This window comes from Bradyrhizobium elkanii WSM2783 (assembly GCF_000472865.1).
GTDB lineage: Bacteria > Pseudomonadota > Alphaproteobacteria > Rhizobiales > Xanthobacteraceae > Bradyrhizobium > Bradyrhizobium elkanii_A.
On the sequence record NZ_AXAP01000138.1, the window covers coordinates 1 to 13,518 of the forward strand.

The following is a 13,518-nucleotide window of genomic DNA, read 5'->3' on the forward strand; positions in this document are numbered from 1 at the left end:
GTACTTTGCTCCCGGCCGGATACCGCTTGAGCAATGGATCAGTAGTAGACGTGGCTTCGACATGTCAATCATCCGTGAGCGTTGCGCAACTTAGTGCCTCGGCGGAAATTTGGGCTAGGCCGCCCTCGCGATCGCGCCTTCTATCTCTGGAGCGAGCGTGGCTTGTGTGGTGTGAACCTGGAGAAGATCGGCCCACTGCATGTCTTTATAGTTGAAGCCGAACGCGAGCGTGGGCTTCACCACCATGAAGTAGGGCGAAATATCGAAGTCGCGCGGCGCGTAGAGTGACGAGTGACGGGTCTCGGCGATTTCGCGCCGCGCCGTCTGGCTTTCGATGCGCGTGATCTTGGGCAGGATCGGATAACGCACGGCGTCGAATGCTTGCGCAATCAGGGATGAACAGATGATGCGGCTCGCATCACCGGAGCCGAGTGCGATCGTTCGGCGGCGCCAACGCGGCGCCACCGGCCATGGGAATAGATAGCGCATCAGGTCGATGACGTTCCTGAAATCGTAGCCGAGGCCAATGCGTTCAGAGGCGTAGCGGCAAACCTTTTCGCAGTCGGTTTCGCTCAGGCCAACCGGCCGGCAGATGCGGGTTCGACAATGCAGATATTTCGACAGGGGCGCCGACACGACACCTTCGTCGAGATTGGCTTCGATCAGGACGTGGGGCTCGCCCTCGGTTGCGGCGCCCGCTATCGGCCCGACGTACAACGCCGAATGCGACCAGGTCGATTGAGTGAGATATTTGATGCCGCCGGAAATACGACCTTTGCCTTCGACCAGCAAAACGTCACCGGGTCGAAGAGTGTCGCGTAAGGCCGTCGAATCCTTCGAGGTGAGCGGCTCGCAGTGGTTGGCCGGCTTCTGCAGCCAAGCAATCAAACGTCCCACGTTCTCGAACATCCAGCCCATCACTCGTCGCTCGAATTTTTGGTGTTTTCCCGTATGGGAGTTGCAAGTCAGCTTTGTCGTTCGGTTACCCAAGTCACCCTCCAAGCGTAATCATAGAGAGATGGACTGGACAATTGCACGAGAGGGTTGATCCGTGCGTACATTTGTCTGAGACGGGTATACCGAGGTTTAGGATCGACCACCCTTGCGAGTGATGGGAAAGTTGCACCTCGCTCGGCGGCTACCGAGCGACATCGGTCCATTAGGCGGGCGACGCTGTTGTTCACCCAGTGCGTTCGCAGGTCGGCGCCGCCAAGCGACAAAGCGAATCGTCCGCGGGGCTCAGAAGACGCACGGCGCGTCTACCGGCTCGGCGTTGGGGCTGATTTCGGATTTTGGCCTATCGCGTCATTTCGCTCCTCTTAAGAACTTGGTCGCTATGGGGGGCATAGCGGACATTGAGTAGGACGCACCGCAATCTCGATTTGTGTCCTAAGCAGACGTGTTGCCTCCCCGTAGCTGCAACCACGGATTTTCTCGCACCAGATATCCTCAATAAATGCGGTTGCGCGTACCCCGCGCGCGCCTCGGCCCGAAGGACCCCAAATCCAAACTGCGGCCAGTCCGCTCTTAGCGGTGACGCGCTCCGACGGGATTATCTTGGCGCGGCTCAAAACTCGCTAAGGGTCGCAGCAGCGCAGGATTGATTCTACGTGCGGGTCGGTGGTCAGCACGGGCGATACATCGTCTGCAAAGGTTTTCCACTCAAAAACATGATGTGACGTTTCAGCCCGCCCTGACGAGCGATCCAGCGGCGTACCGGCGTCGGGTAGGCCGCGTATAGCATCAACGTCGCTTCGGGATCGGTGAAGGTGCGCCCGTCGGGGCCGTAATTCCAAGCGGCATGGAAGCCGAGCGTCGCCCGCGAAGTCACACAAATTTTGTCTTGAGGAAGCTCGCTGAGGACAATGGTGCATGCGGAGGCACAGAGGCCGTCAATGATCACAGATTCGCCGGTTGAGGCCAGACGATGATACTTAACTACGTAAGTACCGATCTGACCACCCCGATCATTCGTGATCCGTACTGCAGAGCTTGCATCCGACATGTTTAAGATCAGAAAAATTGCCGTAAGGAGTCCCGTCACAGACTTCATGTCCCCACCCTTGGGTTCGAGCAAACCGATTGATCGCTTTGCGTGATGCGCGAAGCTGCGACAGGCTTGTTCAGATTCATGGCATTGTCTGGGCGCAACTGTAGGGGAACCAAATGGTAGGAAAGTTCCCAGAGTGCAACTCGCGTCCGATTCCAACCCCTTCTCGGACATTCGACTTGACGATGATGTCCGCCTTCGAGGGCCGTGAGGCTGCATTGTGCCGGTTCTTGGCTTGCTGATCACACAGCGCTGCACCAATTCGATCAGCCGCTGCGCGCCAGCGTCACGGCGGCGGCAGGCAGCGCGCAGACGACGGCCACGCCAGCGCCCGAGCAGGTCACCATCACGACGGGCAGCTGAACTGCGCGCTCGATCTCAGAACGAGAACAACGTGACTGCCATGAGCACTGTCGAGCCGATCCCCGACAGCACTATGAGACTTGCAGCGCTGAAGGTTGACCGCCCTGACCATCGCGTTCTCGTCGTCGTACAATCACACAGCTCCTTTCGATCATGTCTTTAGGGCAGGGGGTCGCTGGCCCAGTCCTCGCAATGGTCGAGCACGGCGTCGTAGAGGTCGTCCGCGACGATGGTCTCCAGCAGATCTCTGGCCAGCCGCACTTCATTGATGCCCATCGATCGCGCTTTTTTGCGCAACCCGACCATGGTCTTGTCGCTGAGATCCAGCGGAGCCTCAGGCAGGGTCAGGGTGCGGCGCCGACCGAGTCGACCGCCCCTGCGCAACGAGATGCCGCGTCGCGAGCACTGAACCACCAGCGTGCTGAGCATGACGCCGAACTGCTCGGCGATCTGGGTCTTGCTCAGGCCCTGCTCAAGCAGAGCAGGGATATTGTCGAACATCGCCGGGGTAAGTTTCTGCACGCCTTTCAAAAGCCGATCTCCTTATCTGACCTCTATCCTTTCTTCCGGACCGTTCCGGCCTTGGTGAGAGTTGCCTCGTAAGCCTTGGCTTCCGCCCGCAGCGCGACGAGGGTCTCGCCGCCGACGTGCATTGATGGCAGTGTCTTCGAACGCACCGATGGCGAATCGCTCGCCCTTGGCGTTCAGGCCGCTGACTTCGAAGTGGCTGTGCCACGCGCCGTCCTTGCCCATGTATTTGCTGCCGCTCTCGGAGTAGCCGACGAAGCTCAGGACAACGAGCTCGGTCTTGCCGAAGCCGGGGACCGAACACGATCCTGTCGCCGACCTTCACCTCGCGCGCGGGCTGCCGCACCTTGTTGAGCCAGTCCTGCGCCGCCCGGCCCGAATCCCCCGTCTTCCAAACCACAAAACAAATCCGCAAGACGGGCACTCCGCCAAGGGAGCTACCCTCAAACCACGCTAGGCCCCTTGGGCTCAATTCCGGACGAGCACGGATAGACTATTGACTAAGGCGACGTGAGCGATTCCCGCGCGCAGCACGCCCAAGTCCTTCAAGGCGTCATCGATCAGCTCGTTGCAAACGAAACCCGAAAAATTAAAACTCGAAATATGCTGAAGTGGTGCGGTCGCGTGGACCCCCCGGTTGGTCGCGCTTCGGGAGGGACCCTGAAAACGATGAGGGGTGGTCGATGGGGTGAACATTCGCGCCCGGGGCGGGCGGCAACTTCCACACCGACCGCCGGCTTCCGGCTCTGTACCCGAACGGGTGTAGGCAGTTGGCACAATTAGCACTTGTTACCCGTTTGGGTTGTGGTTTAATTGCTGGGACTATTTCGGGAGATTTGCCCATGGTAGCTCCAAAGCAAGGTGATATCGGTCGCTGCGTTGTCTGTTTCCGCGCCCGGGGCGACCGATCGGTCGGTGTCATCACCTCGATCATCAATCACCGGGTATTCGTCAGGCTGACCGGGAAACAGTACAGCATGGCCGTCAGCCCGGCCGATCTAAAGTTTTGCAGCCACCCAGCACCACCGGTCGACGGGTTATCCCTTCGCCCCTTCCTCCCAGAAGGTGATCGGCGGCGGCGCAACACGGCTCCGGCGTAAATCTATCCGAGTGTCTCGAAGTCCGTTGCCTTGGCTGCAACAGGCACCGGATCGTTGCCCTCAACATCGTGCGGCGACCGAAGACAACGCCGGTTCATGAATTCGAGGTGGCACATGTTTGACGTTTATTTAAGCGAAAGACGAGATCTGCTCGTCCTTAGTAAGGGACTTCCTATACCCACACACAAGTCGGGGCGATGGCGCAAATCCAAGAAGAAGGTTCTCAAAGTCAGTGACGAGATCAAGTCGGCGGTTCAAAGGCAAGGCTACTACATGCGGAAGCTGAGCGATGCAAAGGAGGTGTTCACGCCTTCTGGTCGCTGAGCGAACGCCATCGTCGCGCCGATCCATCCCAAGGCGATGCCGATGATCTTGACCACCGACGAAGAGCGGGACGTTTGGATGCGCGCGCCGTGGGACGAGGCCAAGACCTTGCGGCCATTGCCGGATGATGCGCTCAGGATCATCATGCGCGGGGCCGACAAGGAAGATCGCATGACGGCAGCATGACCACCAATGGCCTTCGCTATCCTCGGCCAATGATCGTGCGGCGTCCCTCCGGCTTTACCGAACCGTGCCTGCCTTCGAAGGCCGCGCGGCCACCATCCGGCCTATTGTGGCATACCGGCATGTTCAGCAGGTGGTCGTCGGCGTTGAGCCACCCCGGCGCAGTCCGAAAGCCGCGCCGGGTGTCCACGCCTGCCGAACCGCTGGGACAAAGCCGTCCGGAAAGGCGCGCCGGACTAACCACAGAATGGTTGGCCTTGTCAGGTGCAGATTGCGCCCGATTTGTCGTTCGATCAGGCCCGCTGCGGCTTGCGGTTATAGGCTTGGAGCGCCAACGATATTAAGCTTAGCGCCGCTGCCGTTCGATAGCAGCCCGCGAACGAACGCCAAGATCACAGACATGGTCCGCGGACAGCGCTCGCACAGCAAAAACAGGCTGCGGAAGAATCCAATCAGCGCGGCGATCAACGCCGCGCGGATGTAAATTGGCTGCAAAAACCGGGTGTGGCACAAAACCTCAGTCATTCCTCCTGGAACGTGTGAGCCGCTTCACACATGGCGAGCAGATGAGATGTAATACTACCTGTGCGTGAGCGTGGCGGGGGCTGTGAAGGCTGCTGCTACACTTGCGACGGCGGTGGCAAAACTGATTGTGCTCCGCAACTCCGTAAGACGTTAACGCGGCCCGTTGCAGCCCAGGGCTCCGACCAGCCAACCGCATGACCCACACCAGGTCCTTCAGGAGGACACCATGTTGATCGACGAGGCCAATCTGAAAGTTGCTGGGATCGACGAAGCCAATCTGACGGCGGAGTTGGCCGTCAGGGTTGGGCAGCGGCGCAGGCAGCTCGCCTTGCGGCAAAGCAACAGCCTGCTCCGCTATGACAGACATGTCGAACGGCGCAAGCTGACCGAGAAATTCCTGCTGCCGGCGCTGGCCCCCATGAGCCACGACGCACGCGAATTCGAAACCCTGTGCACCCGCGCACGCGAGGAAGCACGCCGCGCATTCCAGCAGCAGAAATCCGCGCTGGTCGCCGATATGCCCTCCATCGGTGCCGCGCTGCGCGCCCGGCTGGCAGCACGGCGCCAAGTCGCCGGCGCCGCTGCGCCGCAGTTCAACTTCAATTTCGTCGTGCTGGATACGCCCGCACTCATCCTGCCGACGTCAGGCATCAGCCTTGACGCGTGGCACAAGGAGCCCTGGAACAATACCGCAAGGCTCAGCGGCGTATGGACATCACCGAATAGCGAGAATGGCTGGGACGATCTGGACTTCGTGTTCGTCTGGCGCAATCCCGCGTCCACCTATGCGGTGGTGAATGTCGAGAGCTACCTGGCGCTGAACGGATTCTGCGCCGCCTGGGCCGATGGCGGCGTTGCGCCCGAGAACTGGGCCGGGTTCGGCCTCAATGCTTCTCTCGATGTTTTTGAATGGTGGAACCAACCGCCAACGGTTCCGCCCGCGCAATCGACGCAGGACCAGTTGTTGAACACGACTCATGCGGTTGCCGACGGGTTCTTCGATCCGGGGGATTACGAGTCGGCGGCGATCGCCGGCAATTATGACGTGTCTTATCGCGAATTCATCCTGCCGCCGCAGGGTGTCGCGGTTTTCTCGGTGAGCTTCGGCATCCTGCACGAGATATACGGCCATGGCGGGCTGGAATTGGATTTCTCCAGCGGCGATTTCGAAGTCGTTTGCCCGGCGGTGGTGATCGCCATCCTGTCGTGAACATCGGCGGGATTCTGCCACATGGAAGTCCCGGCGGTTGCATCGTGCGCGGCGGGAGATAGTATGATACCGCAGCGACGGATGAACGAAGAAAGGGCGCCATCAGGCGCCCTCTTTTCCGCCATGAACGACCCGCAGCCGGCCCGCTTCGGCGACCGCGACCTGATCGCGGAAGCGCATGTAGCGCTCGCGGAGGCCGCGCTGCGAAACCGGAACACGTCCTTCGTCATCGACGGCGAGGCCGTGCTGCTCGGCGTCGACGGCCGCTCCGATTTCAATGGCCTGCACTCGCGCCGGCACGATGACGAGGTGCAGTTCTACGCCTTCGATATTCTGGCAGAAGGCGGCGAGGATCTGCGCAAACTGCCGCTGTCGCTGCGAAGACCAGCCTGGCGCGGCCTGCTGGCCCGCCGCGTCGACGGCATTTTCCTCAGCGACTTCGAGCAGGGCGCGATCGGGCCACAGCTATTCGAGGCGGCGTGCAAGATGGAGCTGGAGGGCATCGTGTCCAAGCATGGCGGGCGCTGGTATGGTGCCGGCCCGTGCAGTCACTGGATCCAGCATCCGGCCTACCGACGGGTGCAGGATCAGTTCTGATGGTCGCCTGGAGTATTGCGTATGCGTGTCGCGCCTTCGATTGTGCCGCCGTCCGACGCCATTGACGTCTATCTGGTCCTGGATGAATTCGGCCACCGGCTGGGCCGGGCGTGGCGGGAGACCGACGAGGGCGACGCCGACCGCGCCACCTTGCTCCGCCATCTGATGGAGGGCCAGTACAGCAACCCGGTCCGGATCGTGTGCTTCAACACCGCGGAAGGCTGGTCGCGCGATGTCTCGGAGGAGATCGTGGCCGAGCTGAGCCAGCGCTGCGCCGCGCGCGGCGAGGTGCCGCCGCCGCTGGAGGGCTTATTGAACCGCCACGGACAGCGCGTGCTCTGATCATGCGCGAACTGGTGGCCGTTGGCGTATTCTGAGGCATGGGACTGGCGCTCCTAGCGACGGTGCGCGCCACGCGCCATCAGCGTTCCGGCATGATGATGCTGTCCGGTTTTGGGGGCGGCGTGCTCGGCTTCATCGCCGGCAAGATCATCGGACTTTGAGGGTGCCACGAGCGTGAGTGACATCTCGAAAGTTGTCGAGTTCATCCTGCAAAACCAGCGCGAGGTGGAGCAGCGCGGTCACCTGCCGATGTGGACGATCTATGACCGCCCTGCAGAATTTCCGGACTGCTACGTCGCGCGCATGTTCGAGGTCTTTGGCGGCAGCGAGGCTCCGCAGCCGAGCACCGTGATGCTGCGGACAGTCGGGCCGAACGAGGGGCTGAAGATGCTGCGCGATGCATTCGAGGCGGCAGGCCTGCACTGCATGCCGCGCTCGTCTGGCGACCAGCCGCAGCTCGTGGAAAGCTGGGTGTAGGCGAGGAGCGACCGCCGGTCGCGCATGTTTTTGTAGCTGCGGACAAACTGCACTGACATCCGCGCTGCGGTTGTGCTTTTCTTTTCGTACGACCTCTCGTTGATCGAACCCCAGCGACACCAGCCCCGGTGGGTGAGAGGGAGCGCGCCCGGTGCCGATCCCCCACGGTCGCGCCGGGGCAGCTAACTTAGGAAGCGCGGCGTCATGCAGGACCGTCTGTTTACCGCGCTCGTCGTGATGGCGGGCATTGCCTCGACGATCATGGCCGCGATTGCGGTGCTCTCGATTCAATAGACCAGCACGTCGGCGACCGGGAAATTCATCCGCACTGTTGACGGAACGCTGGCAGGCGCAGCACGGGCTTGTCCTTCAGCGTCCTTGCGGCTGGAGGCGTTGCGGCCCGAGGCGGCGCGGCCGCCGGTATTGCCGGCTGCTTTGCGATCCGTTCCGCCCGCCTGGCCGCCTTGGCTGCGGCTTGCTTGGCCTGACGCGACGCCAGGGACTCGGCGAGCTTCGCCGCCGCGTGCTCCGCGTCTGCGGCGCTCACTTCGCCGACCGGATTGCCGTCGAGATCGATTCGGGCCGCGCTCGCAACCAACCCTTCCGATACATCACGCGCCGGATGTAGGCGCCCAGCACCATACCCAGCCTGTTCCGGTCAAGCTCCGGGCAGCGCGCCACGAGATCGGCGGCGATCCCGACCTTCAGCGGCCGATGCGGCTGGTACCTTTCCAGCACAAACGTTTGCGGGAACCGTTCGGCGAGGCACGTCAAGGCGGCGTGCAGGTCTTCCTTCGCGACCATCGTCCAGCCCGCCAGAGGTGATGCGAGACCCGCGAAATTTATTCACGACCTTTTTTGATTCGTATGTGCGAAGAGCCGCGGGTCATCCCCCCAGCGGTCGGCGCTTCCATTCCACCGGCTGGCCCGAGGCCGACAGTTGCTGCGACCCTGATATTGCACGGCACGCCGTGCTGCGGGCGATCGAGCACACCACCTCGCCCGATGCACCCCGCCCAATCCCTTCTCGAATTGGCCACAGAGGCGCAACCATTTGGCCGCATCGCCGGTTCAAATTCCCGAGCCCCTGGTGACAAATTTAAATTTAAGGGATCAAAATGCAGAAAGCCAAGGCTCAGAGCGCGATGCCGCCGCCCTCCCTGGCGCTCGCGTTCATCTTCGTGACGGCTGTCATCCTGCTTACATCGCTCTTGCTGCCACGCGCCAGTCACGCCCAGGGCATCGTGCGCGGCGCGCAGCAAGGAGCCTATGAAGGCAGCCGGGTGGCGGGCCCTATCGGCGGCATCGTCGGGGGCGCGGTCGGCGCTGGGGTCGGCGGCGCCGTGGGCGCGGTCGAGGGCTTGTTCGGCACGCCTTATTATCGCTCGCGGCATTCATGGGGCCCGAACCGATCAAGTACGCCGCGCCAGCCCCGCAGCGTCGCACGTCGTGAGCAACGTGTTCCCACCGGCGAGAGTCAACCCGGCTCCACTCGACCTGCGCCCCAAGATCAGGCAGCCCCTCAAGCGGCGGCGCCCGCACGGCCCGCTACCATTGCTTCCACCGCGCCGCCGGTTCAGGCAGCCCCCCAAGCGGCGGCACCCGCACAACCCGCTACCACTCCTTCCACCGCGCCGCCGGTCCAGCCACTGGAGTGAGCATTCTCATCTCAGCGTCTGTCCGCCAATGCGCTGGCGCTGGCGTTGCGTGTGCCGGCCAACCGCATCACCGGAATCATCTGGCAAGCATAGCTGCCGATGCCGAATCTTATATGAGAGAAATCATCGATCCCACCATCGCTGATTTCCACGCGCATCCAACGTCGCGGAGACACGCTTTCTTGGCGTGTGTCGCAACTTACCACTGCATCGATTACATCAAGCGCCCACCGGGAAATCTGCGGAAGCGCTTCAGAGAAAACACTGACTTCGCCACGGTCGATCGTGTGGCACACGCCTTCAAGCATGCGAAGTCGGACGGCAAGCGACCCTTAGAAGCGACCTCCGTATTCGCACGGCCGCCCGCTATCGCTGGAGCTGCGCAGGCCGGGCTATCGAGCGTCGGGGATTCGACAGGCGGCGTCGAAGTTTGGAACGAAAGCGACTCCGACTTACTCAGTACGGTCAAAAAGGCGGCTGAGTTTCTACGCTCTAAAATCTGATGTTGATCGCCTTCGCGGCGTTGTGGCGGTGGCGCCCCGGCGCTGTGCAGAATCAACGCCGGGGCGTGCCGCCTGTCGGTCGATCACTGGGGACTGGGGGGCTGTGGGTGATCGGCGAAGCCGGCGCCTCAAAGAATAGGCTGCACGACGCCGCAAGGCAGTCCACTTTGCGACGCAGCCCCGGCGTCACGTTCTCGGACAGGGGCGGCTATGAAACTGGGCACGATCGCGGAAGCGCGGACTATTTATTCGGTGATGGCTCGCCGCTGGTGTTGGCGACTTCCTCAAAGCTTGTCGAAGACCGAGCCCATGCGTGGTGCAAATAGCCGCTCATAGGTTTTCAAGAGGTAAGAATCCGTCATTCCTGCGACAAAGTCGCAGATGATCCTCAAATCACCAGAAGACCTTTCGAAGCGAGCGAGTGCATCACTGGGCAGCAGACGTACAGGATCGGATTGTATGGCTTCGAACACCGCAACGACCATGCCTTGCCCCTTGAATTCTAGGTGCTGAACAGCGGGGCTTTTAATCACGTATTTGGTAATAGTACTCTTGAGTGCATCGAGAAAGTTGCGGGGATTCGCTTTCATCCCCGCACGATACTTGGAGCAGCGGCTCGACAAATTGCTCAAACTCTATGTATTCCACCGCTATGAAATGATGAACCAGACGGCTGACGAAGTGCTTCCGTGTACTGCTGTCTCCGAACAAGCATTCTACCATTTTACCGTACACGTCGTTGGCGCTTTCCTCTGGATACTTGGCTTTGAACGACTCGCTGTAGATAGATTATGATTGTGAGCTGGAAAGTAACGGAAACAAGCACTGTTAGGAAAAGGTCAAGCGACGATCCGAGACGATGCTTGGCTTCGAACAGACTGATATGCCAATTCAGTAAATACGAGTGATAATACAACATGAACGCAACAGAACCGAGATAGAAGGCAACTTGGAGGACTGGCGAATTTGCTTTATCCGCGACGTATTTCAAAGCACCTAGCAACAGCAAATTTTTTAATGCTTCCAATATCCCCTTGCTGATATCTCGCTGAAGCTCGCTTTCCCGCTGGGGGTCATCAGGCATTTTTCTAAACATAGTGGCAAATCCGTACTTTGCCTTAGTCGTTCGGCTTTTCGTAGAGGTCGATATCGTTGATCGCGTCTTGGATGAGATCGCGCAAGGCGATCAACGTGTCGCGTGCGCGGAGTGCTGAACGGCCAGCCATGTACGGACCGGCAGGCGGCAAATCGTCCGCTGAGGACGCTGCGATGCCGCTACCGGTTTGCCCGGTGCTGATCTCGGCAATGCGTCCGCCGTTCACGCCGAAATAAGCAGCGATGTCGTGCTGTTTATCACCGCGAAGCAGCATTCCTTTGACGACTGCTATCTCTCCGTCGTTCAATGCCATCAGTTTCTCTCTCGCGAATCGGGAGTCTGTAGAGTGGCACAATGTTGGGTAGCGACGCGAGGTAGAGGCGTTTGTCCCGGTTATTCACAGGGGCGCAACTAGTAGCCTATTGGCCGCGAAAACTGGATCGGGAGGGGTTGATGAATGAACAATTCAAACTCGCTGGCTGGCTGGTGCTTGGCCTCTCGGCGGTAGCAGCTTCTTTCTTGTTTGAAGGGCTCGATAATTTTCTGCGCTGGCCGCTCATTATTGGCGGTGCCGTATTCGTCTTTCTGTCAACCATGGAGCGGCACAAAAGAGAGATGCGAGAGGTCATAAAAGACGAAGTGTATAAGGTCATGAGCGCTCAATTTGAGATCAATAGGGACCGGCATGAAGAAACTGTGCGGCGGTTAGCCCAGCTTAAAAATAAGCTTGACGAATTGTCCGACGAGCGGCGCTAATGATGGGGAAGCGTAGTAGTACGTGCGCTGTTGCGCCGACGCTGCGCCGGTCATCATCGCGAGCGCGAGAAGCGCGGGCAGGATCTTGGTCATTGGTTCTCTCATCGCTTGCCCGATGCACGCTCACGGAACCGATCTAACATCCAAGATCGCTAGCAGAATTTTGGCCATGCTTCTCGTCGTGAAGAGTGCGGCTAGAGCCTATGCATCGGAATAGGATGCGATGTGTGCTGCGGTGGGTCGTTTCATGGTTTGCGGTCCTTCTTACGGAACGGGATGATCTTGTGATCGTCCATTGAAGGGTCAACCGGCGTGGTGATCATTTGCGGGGCTTCCTCTTCGCTGCTGCACCAATTCTGCTTTGTGAGCCGAGAACGGCTCGCCGCAATAGATGCAGCGGCTGCCCGGCTCGGTCATCGGTATTCCTCAGTGGCGGTTCGAACGGCGGCTTGCGCTCGCGGAGCGTCATCCTTCGACTTTGGATTGCGCCATCGGCCGCCGCCGAGATCGCTGTTCCAGCCGATGCCGCGATCCGGGCGGTATTGCTTTTCCACGGTAAGCGCATTCCTTTCGCGTTCCCCTGAACAGTATCGTCCATACGAAGTCAGGAGGGAAACGTCCCGAGCGGCGATGATCGGACCTTCTGCTCATCTCATTGGAGGTGATGCCGATGTAACCGTGACGGGAAGGATCGGTGCAGCTCGCGTCCACTGATGTAGTAGACGCAGGATTGGTCGTCTGCGTTAGCGGGCATTGGGTCTCGTGTATGATTTGGGATGCGGCTCGCGGCGTGATCAACCGTCCGAAACTATACGATGCCGCTCTAAACCGAGTATCTTGGTTAGGCGGCGTCGGCACTTCGCTGATCCTGAAATTCCCAGCGCTGGTCTCTTACAAGATCGGCACAACGGGGTCTTGTGACGGCGCGCCAAACATTTGCGTTTTTGAGCCAGTAGTTCGGCCAGCTTCCCGCTGACCGCCCGTGCCGCCCATGCGTTTATTCCGTCACGGTGAATTTTGCACAGCTATCAATAGCTTCCGCAGATCGCGACACAAATGTGAACGCATCCGAAGCACATCGTTGATTTATTTCGGCTTTTCAGGCCCCTTGACTCCCTCGCGCAGGGAAAGCCGGCATGCTTCGGTTGAACCTGTGGTCCTACCCCCGTGCTTTTTGTTGCACGGGACCCACGGGTGCAACCAGCACCCGGCTTTCCCTGCGCCCTCTGATTTCGAGGAGGGTGAAACGAAACGAAAGCTCGGACGCAACGCGCCGCGAGAATGCGAACTCACATCCTCACACTGTTTGAATCAGACGTAGGATGGGTAGAGCGCAGCGAAACCCATCATTCGTGCGGCTTGCTCCGCCGCGATGGGTTTCGCTGCGCTCTACCCATCACCCATCCTACAGGCCCGCTGTTTGAAAATTGAATCAGAACTTTCCGCGACGCCATAGGGTGGGCAAAGCGACTTGTCCGCCGTAGCTCGTAGAGCGAAGGCGGAAGCGTGCCCACCATGCGAGCACGGCACTGGATGGTGGGCACGGCGCAAGTGCGCCTTTGCCCACCCTTCTGTAACGGGCCTTGCTCAGTCAATCCCTTTTTGCGTCATCCACTCGCCGGGGTCTCGCTTCTGTACGGGGTCGGTGCAAGACCGCCACCTGATGGGGTTGGAGAGGATCGGTCGGCCAATCTACAGGAGCGTGGTTACGAGCCACCTGGTGGGCAACGGCCTGACCTGATCCATCGTCCCGGCGAAGGGACTTCGCTTCGAGAAGGCCTGGTGTGGTGACCCGCCCGAAAACCT

13 protein-coding genes and 3 pseudogenes are annotated in these 13,518 nt (G+C 60.1%); 8 read left to right on the plus strand and 8 right to left on the minus strand.

The window, feature by feature from the left end; translation table 11 throughout:
- Window positions 1–114 precede the first annotated feature (114 nt).
- The 3 genes from YY7_RS55675 to YY7_RS0147205 form a co-directional block, all read right to left on the minus strand.
- Entirely contained in the window at window positions 115–897 is a 783-nt protein-coding gene (locus YY7_RS55675; RefSeq protein ID WP_349642723.1) for a YiiX/YebB-like N1pC/P60 family cysteine hydrolase, read from the minus strand.
- Between the two features lie 727 nt (window positions 898–1,624).
- Complete coding sequence (locus YY7_RS0147195; protein WP_028169103.1) at window positions 1,625–2,053, minus strand: hypothetical protein; 429 nt, start codon at window positions 2,051–2,053, stop codon at window positions 1,625–1,627.
- 519 nt (window positions 2,054–2,572) lie between these two features.
- Complete coding sequence (locus tag YY7_RS0147205; protein WP_155255650.1) at window positions 2,573–2,944, minus strand: hypothetical protein; 372 nt, start codon at window positions 2,942–2,944, stop codon at window positions 2,573–2,575.
- A 1,424-nt stretch (window positions 2,945–4,368) separates the two neighbouring features.
- On the opposite strand from YY7_RS0147205, the pseudogene YY7_RS62445 reads away from it, so the two are divergent.
- Window positions 4,369–4,551 (plus strand): annotated as a pseudogene (locus YY7_RS62445) (SOS response-associated peptidase); the annotation flags it as partial.
- A gap of 312 nt (window positions 4,552–4,863) precedes the next feature.
- Here the strand turns inward: YY7_RS62445 and YY7_RS0147225 are convergent.
- Window positions 4,864–5,073, minus strand: a complete 210-nt coding sequence (locus tag YY7_RS0147225; RefSeq protein ID WP_028169106.1) for a hypothetical protein — start codon at window positions 5,071–5,073, stop codon at window positions 4,864–4,866.
- A gap of 226 nt (window positions 5,074–5,299) precedes the next feature.
- Between YY7_RS0147225 and YY7_RS0147230 the strand changes: the two genes are divergently transcribed.
- From YY7_RS0147230 to YY7_RS0147250, 5 genes are all read left to right on the plus strand, one after another.
- Window positions 5,300–6,283: a hypothetical protein gene (locus YY7_RS0147230; RefSeq protein WP_028169107.1), complete on the plus strand. Its 984-nt coding sequence runs from the start codon at window positions 5,300–5,302 to the stop codon at window positions 6,281–6,283.
- Window positions 6,284–6,364: 81 nt separating this feature from the next.
- Window positions 6,365–6,880, plus strand: a complete 516-nt coding sequence (locus tag YY7_RS55680; RefSeq protein WP_245287686.1) for a hypothetical protein — start codon at window positions 6,365–6,367, stop codon at window positions 6,878–6,880.
- A 21-nt stretch (window positions 6,881–6,901) separates the two neighbouring features.
- On the plus strand, window positions 6,902–7,222 hold the full coding sequence (locus YY7_RS55685) for a hypothetical protein (protein ID WP_051397337.1): 321 nt from the start codon (window positions 6,902–6,904) through the stop codon (window positions 7,220–7,222).
- Window positions 7,223–7,260: 38 nt separating this feature from the next.
- A complete protein-coding gene (locus YY7_RS64675) occupies window positions 7,261–7,383 on the plus strand; it encodes a hypothetical protein (RefSeq protein ID WP_283807058.1) in 123 nt (40 codons plus the stop codon).
- Window positions 7,384–7,396: 13 nt separating this feature from the next.
- Entirely contained in the window at window positions 7,397–7,699 is a 303-nt protein-coding gene (locus YY7_RS0147250; protein ID WP_028169108.1) for a hypothetical protein, read from the plus strand.
- Between the two features lie 319 nt (window positions 7,700–8,018).
- Here the strand turns inward: YY7_RS0147250 and YY7_RS65400 are convergent.
- A pseudogene (locus YY7_RS65400) lies at window positions 8,019–8,503 on the minus strand (ProQ/FINO family protein).
- A gap of 341 nt (window positions 8,504–8,844) precedes the next feature.
- On the opposite strand from YY7_RS65400, the pseudogene YY7_RS55690 reads away from it, so the two are divergent.
- Window positions 8,845–9,093: pseudogene (locus YY7_RS55690) on the plus strand (hypothetical protein); the annotation flags it as partial.
- Window positions 9,094–9,368: 275 nt separating this feature from the next.
- Here the strand turns inward: YY7_RS55690 and YY7_RS61500 are convergent.
- The 3 genes from YY7_RS61500 to YY7_RS0147290 form a co-directional block, all read right to left on the minus strand.
- Window positions 9,369–9,665: a hypothetical protein gene (locus YY7_RS61500; protein WP_155255652.1), complete on the minus strand. Its 297-nt coding sequence runs from the start codon at window positions 9,663–9,665 to the stop codon at window positions 9,369–9,371.
- Window positions 9,666–10,144: 479 nt separating this feature from the next.
- A complete protein-coding gene (locus YY7_RS57325; protein WP_210164758.1) occupies window positions 10,145–10,492 on the minus strand; it encodes a hypothetical protein in 348 nt (115 codons plus the stop codon).
- A gap of 486 nt (window positions 10,493–10,978) precedes the next feature.
- On the minus strand, window positions 10,979–11,269 hold the full coding sequence (locus tag YY7_RS0147290) for a hypothetical protein (protein ID WP_028169114.1): 291 nt from the start codon (window positions 11,267–11,269) through the stop codon (window positions 10,979–10,981).
- 140 nt (window positions 11,270–11,409) lie between these two features.
- Between YY7_RS0147290 and YY7_RS0147295 the strand changes: the two genes are divergently transcribed.
- Complete coding sequence (locus YY7_RS0147295) at window positions 11,410–11,712, plus strand: hypothetical protein (protein ID WP_028169115.1); 303 nt, start codon at window positions 11,410–11,412, stop codon at window positions 11,710–11,712.
- The last annotated feature ends 1,806 nt before the right edge of the window (window positions 11,713–13,518 follow it).

Excerpts from the sequence above, each read along its gene's own strand:
- YY7_RS0147225 (WP_028169106.1), bottom strand. The coding sequence starts at position 5,073 with ATGACTGAGGTTTTGTGCCACACCCGGTTTTTGCAGCCAATTTACATC.
- YY7_RS55685 (WP_051397337.1), top strand. The coding sequence starts at position 6,902 with ATGCGTGTCGCGCCTTCGATTGTGCCGCCGTCCGACGCCATTGACGTC.
- YY7_RS0147290 (WP_028169114.1), bottom strand. The coding sequence starts at position 11,269 with ATGGCATTGAACGACGGAGAGATAGCAGTCGTCAAAGGAATGCTGCTT.
- YY7_RS55680 (WP_245287686.1), top strand. The coding sequence starts at position 6,365 with ATGAACGAAGAAAGGGCGCCATCAGGCGCCCTCTTTTCCGCCATGAAC.
- YY7_RS0147195 (WP_028169103.1), bottom strand. The coding sequence starts at position 2,053 with ATGAAGTCTGTGACGGGACTCCTTACGGCAATTTTTCTGATCTTAAAC.
- YY7_RS0147230 (WP_028169107.1), top strand. The coding sequence starts at position 5,300 with ATGTTGATCGACGAGGCCAATCTGAAAGTTGCTGGGATCGACGAAGCC.
- YY7_RS0147295 (WP_028169115.1), top strand. The coding sequence starts at position 11,410 with ATGAATGAACAATTCAAACTCGCTGGCTGGCTGGTGCTTGGCCTCTCG.
- YY7_RS61500 (WP_155255652.1), bottom strand. The coding sequence starts at position 9,665 with ATGCTTGAAGGCGTGTGCCACACGATCGACCGTGGCGAAGTCAGTGTT.
- YY7_RS64675 (WP_283807058.1), top strand. The coding sequence starts at position 7,261 with ATGGGACTGGCGCTCCTAGCGACGGTGCGCGCCACGCGCCATCAGCGT.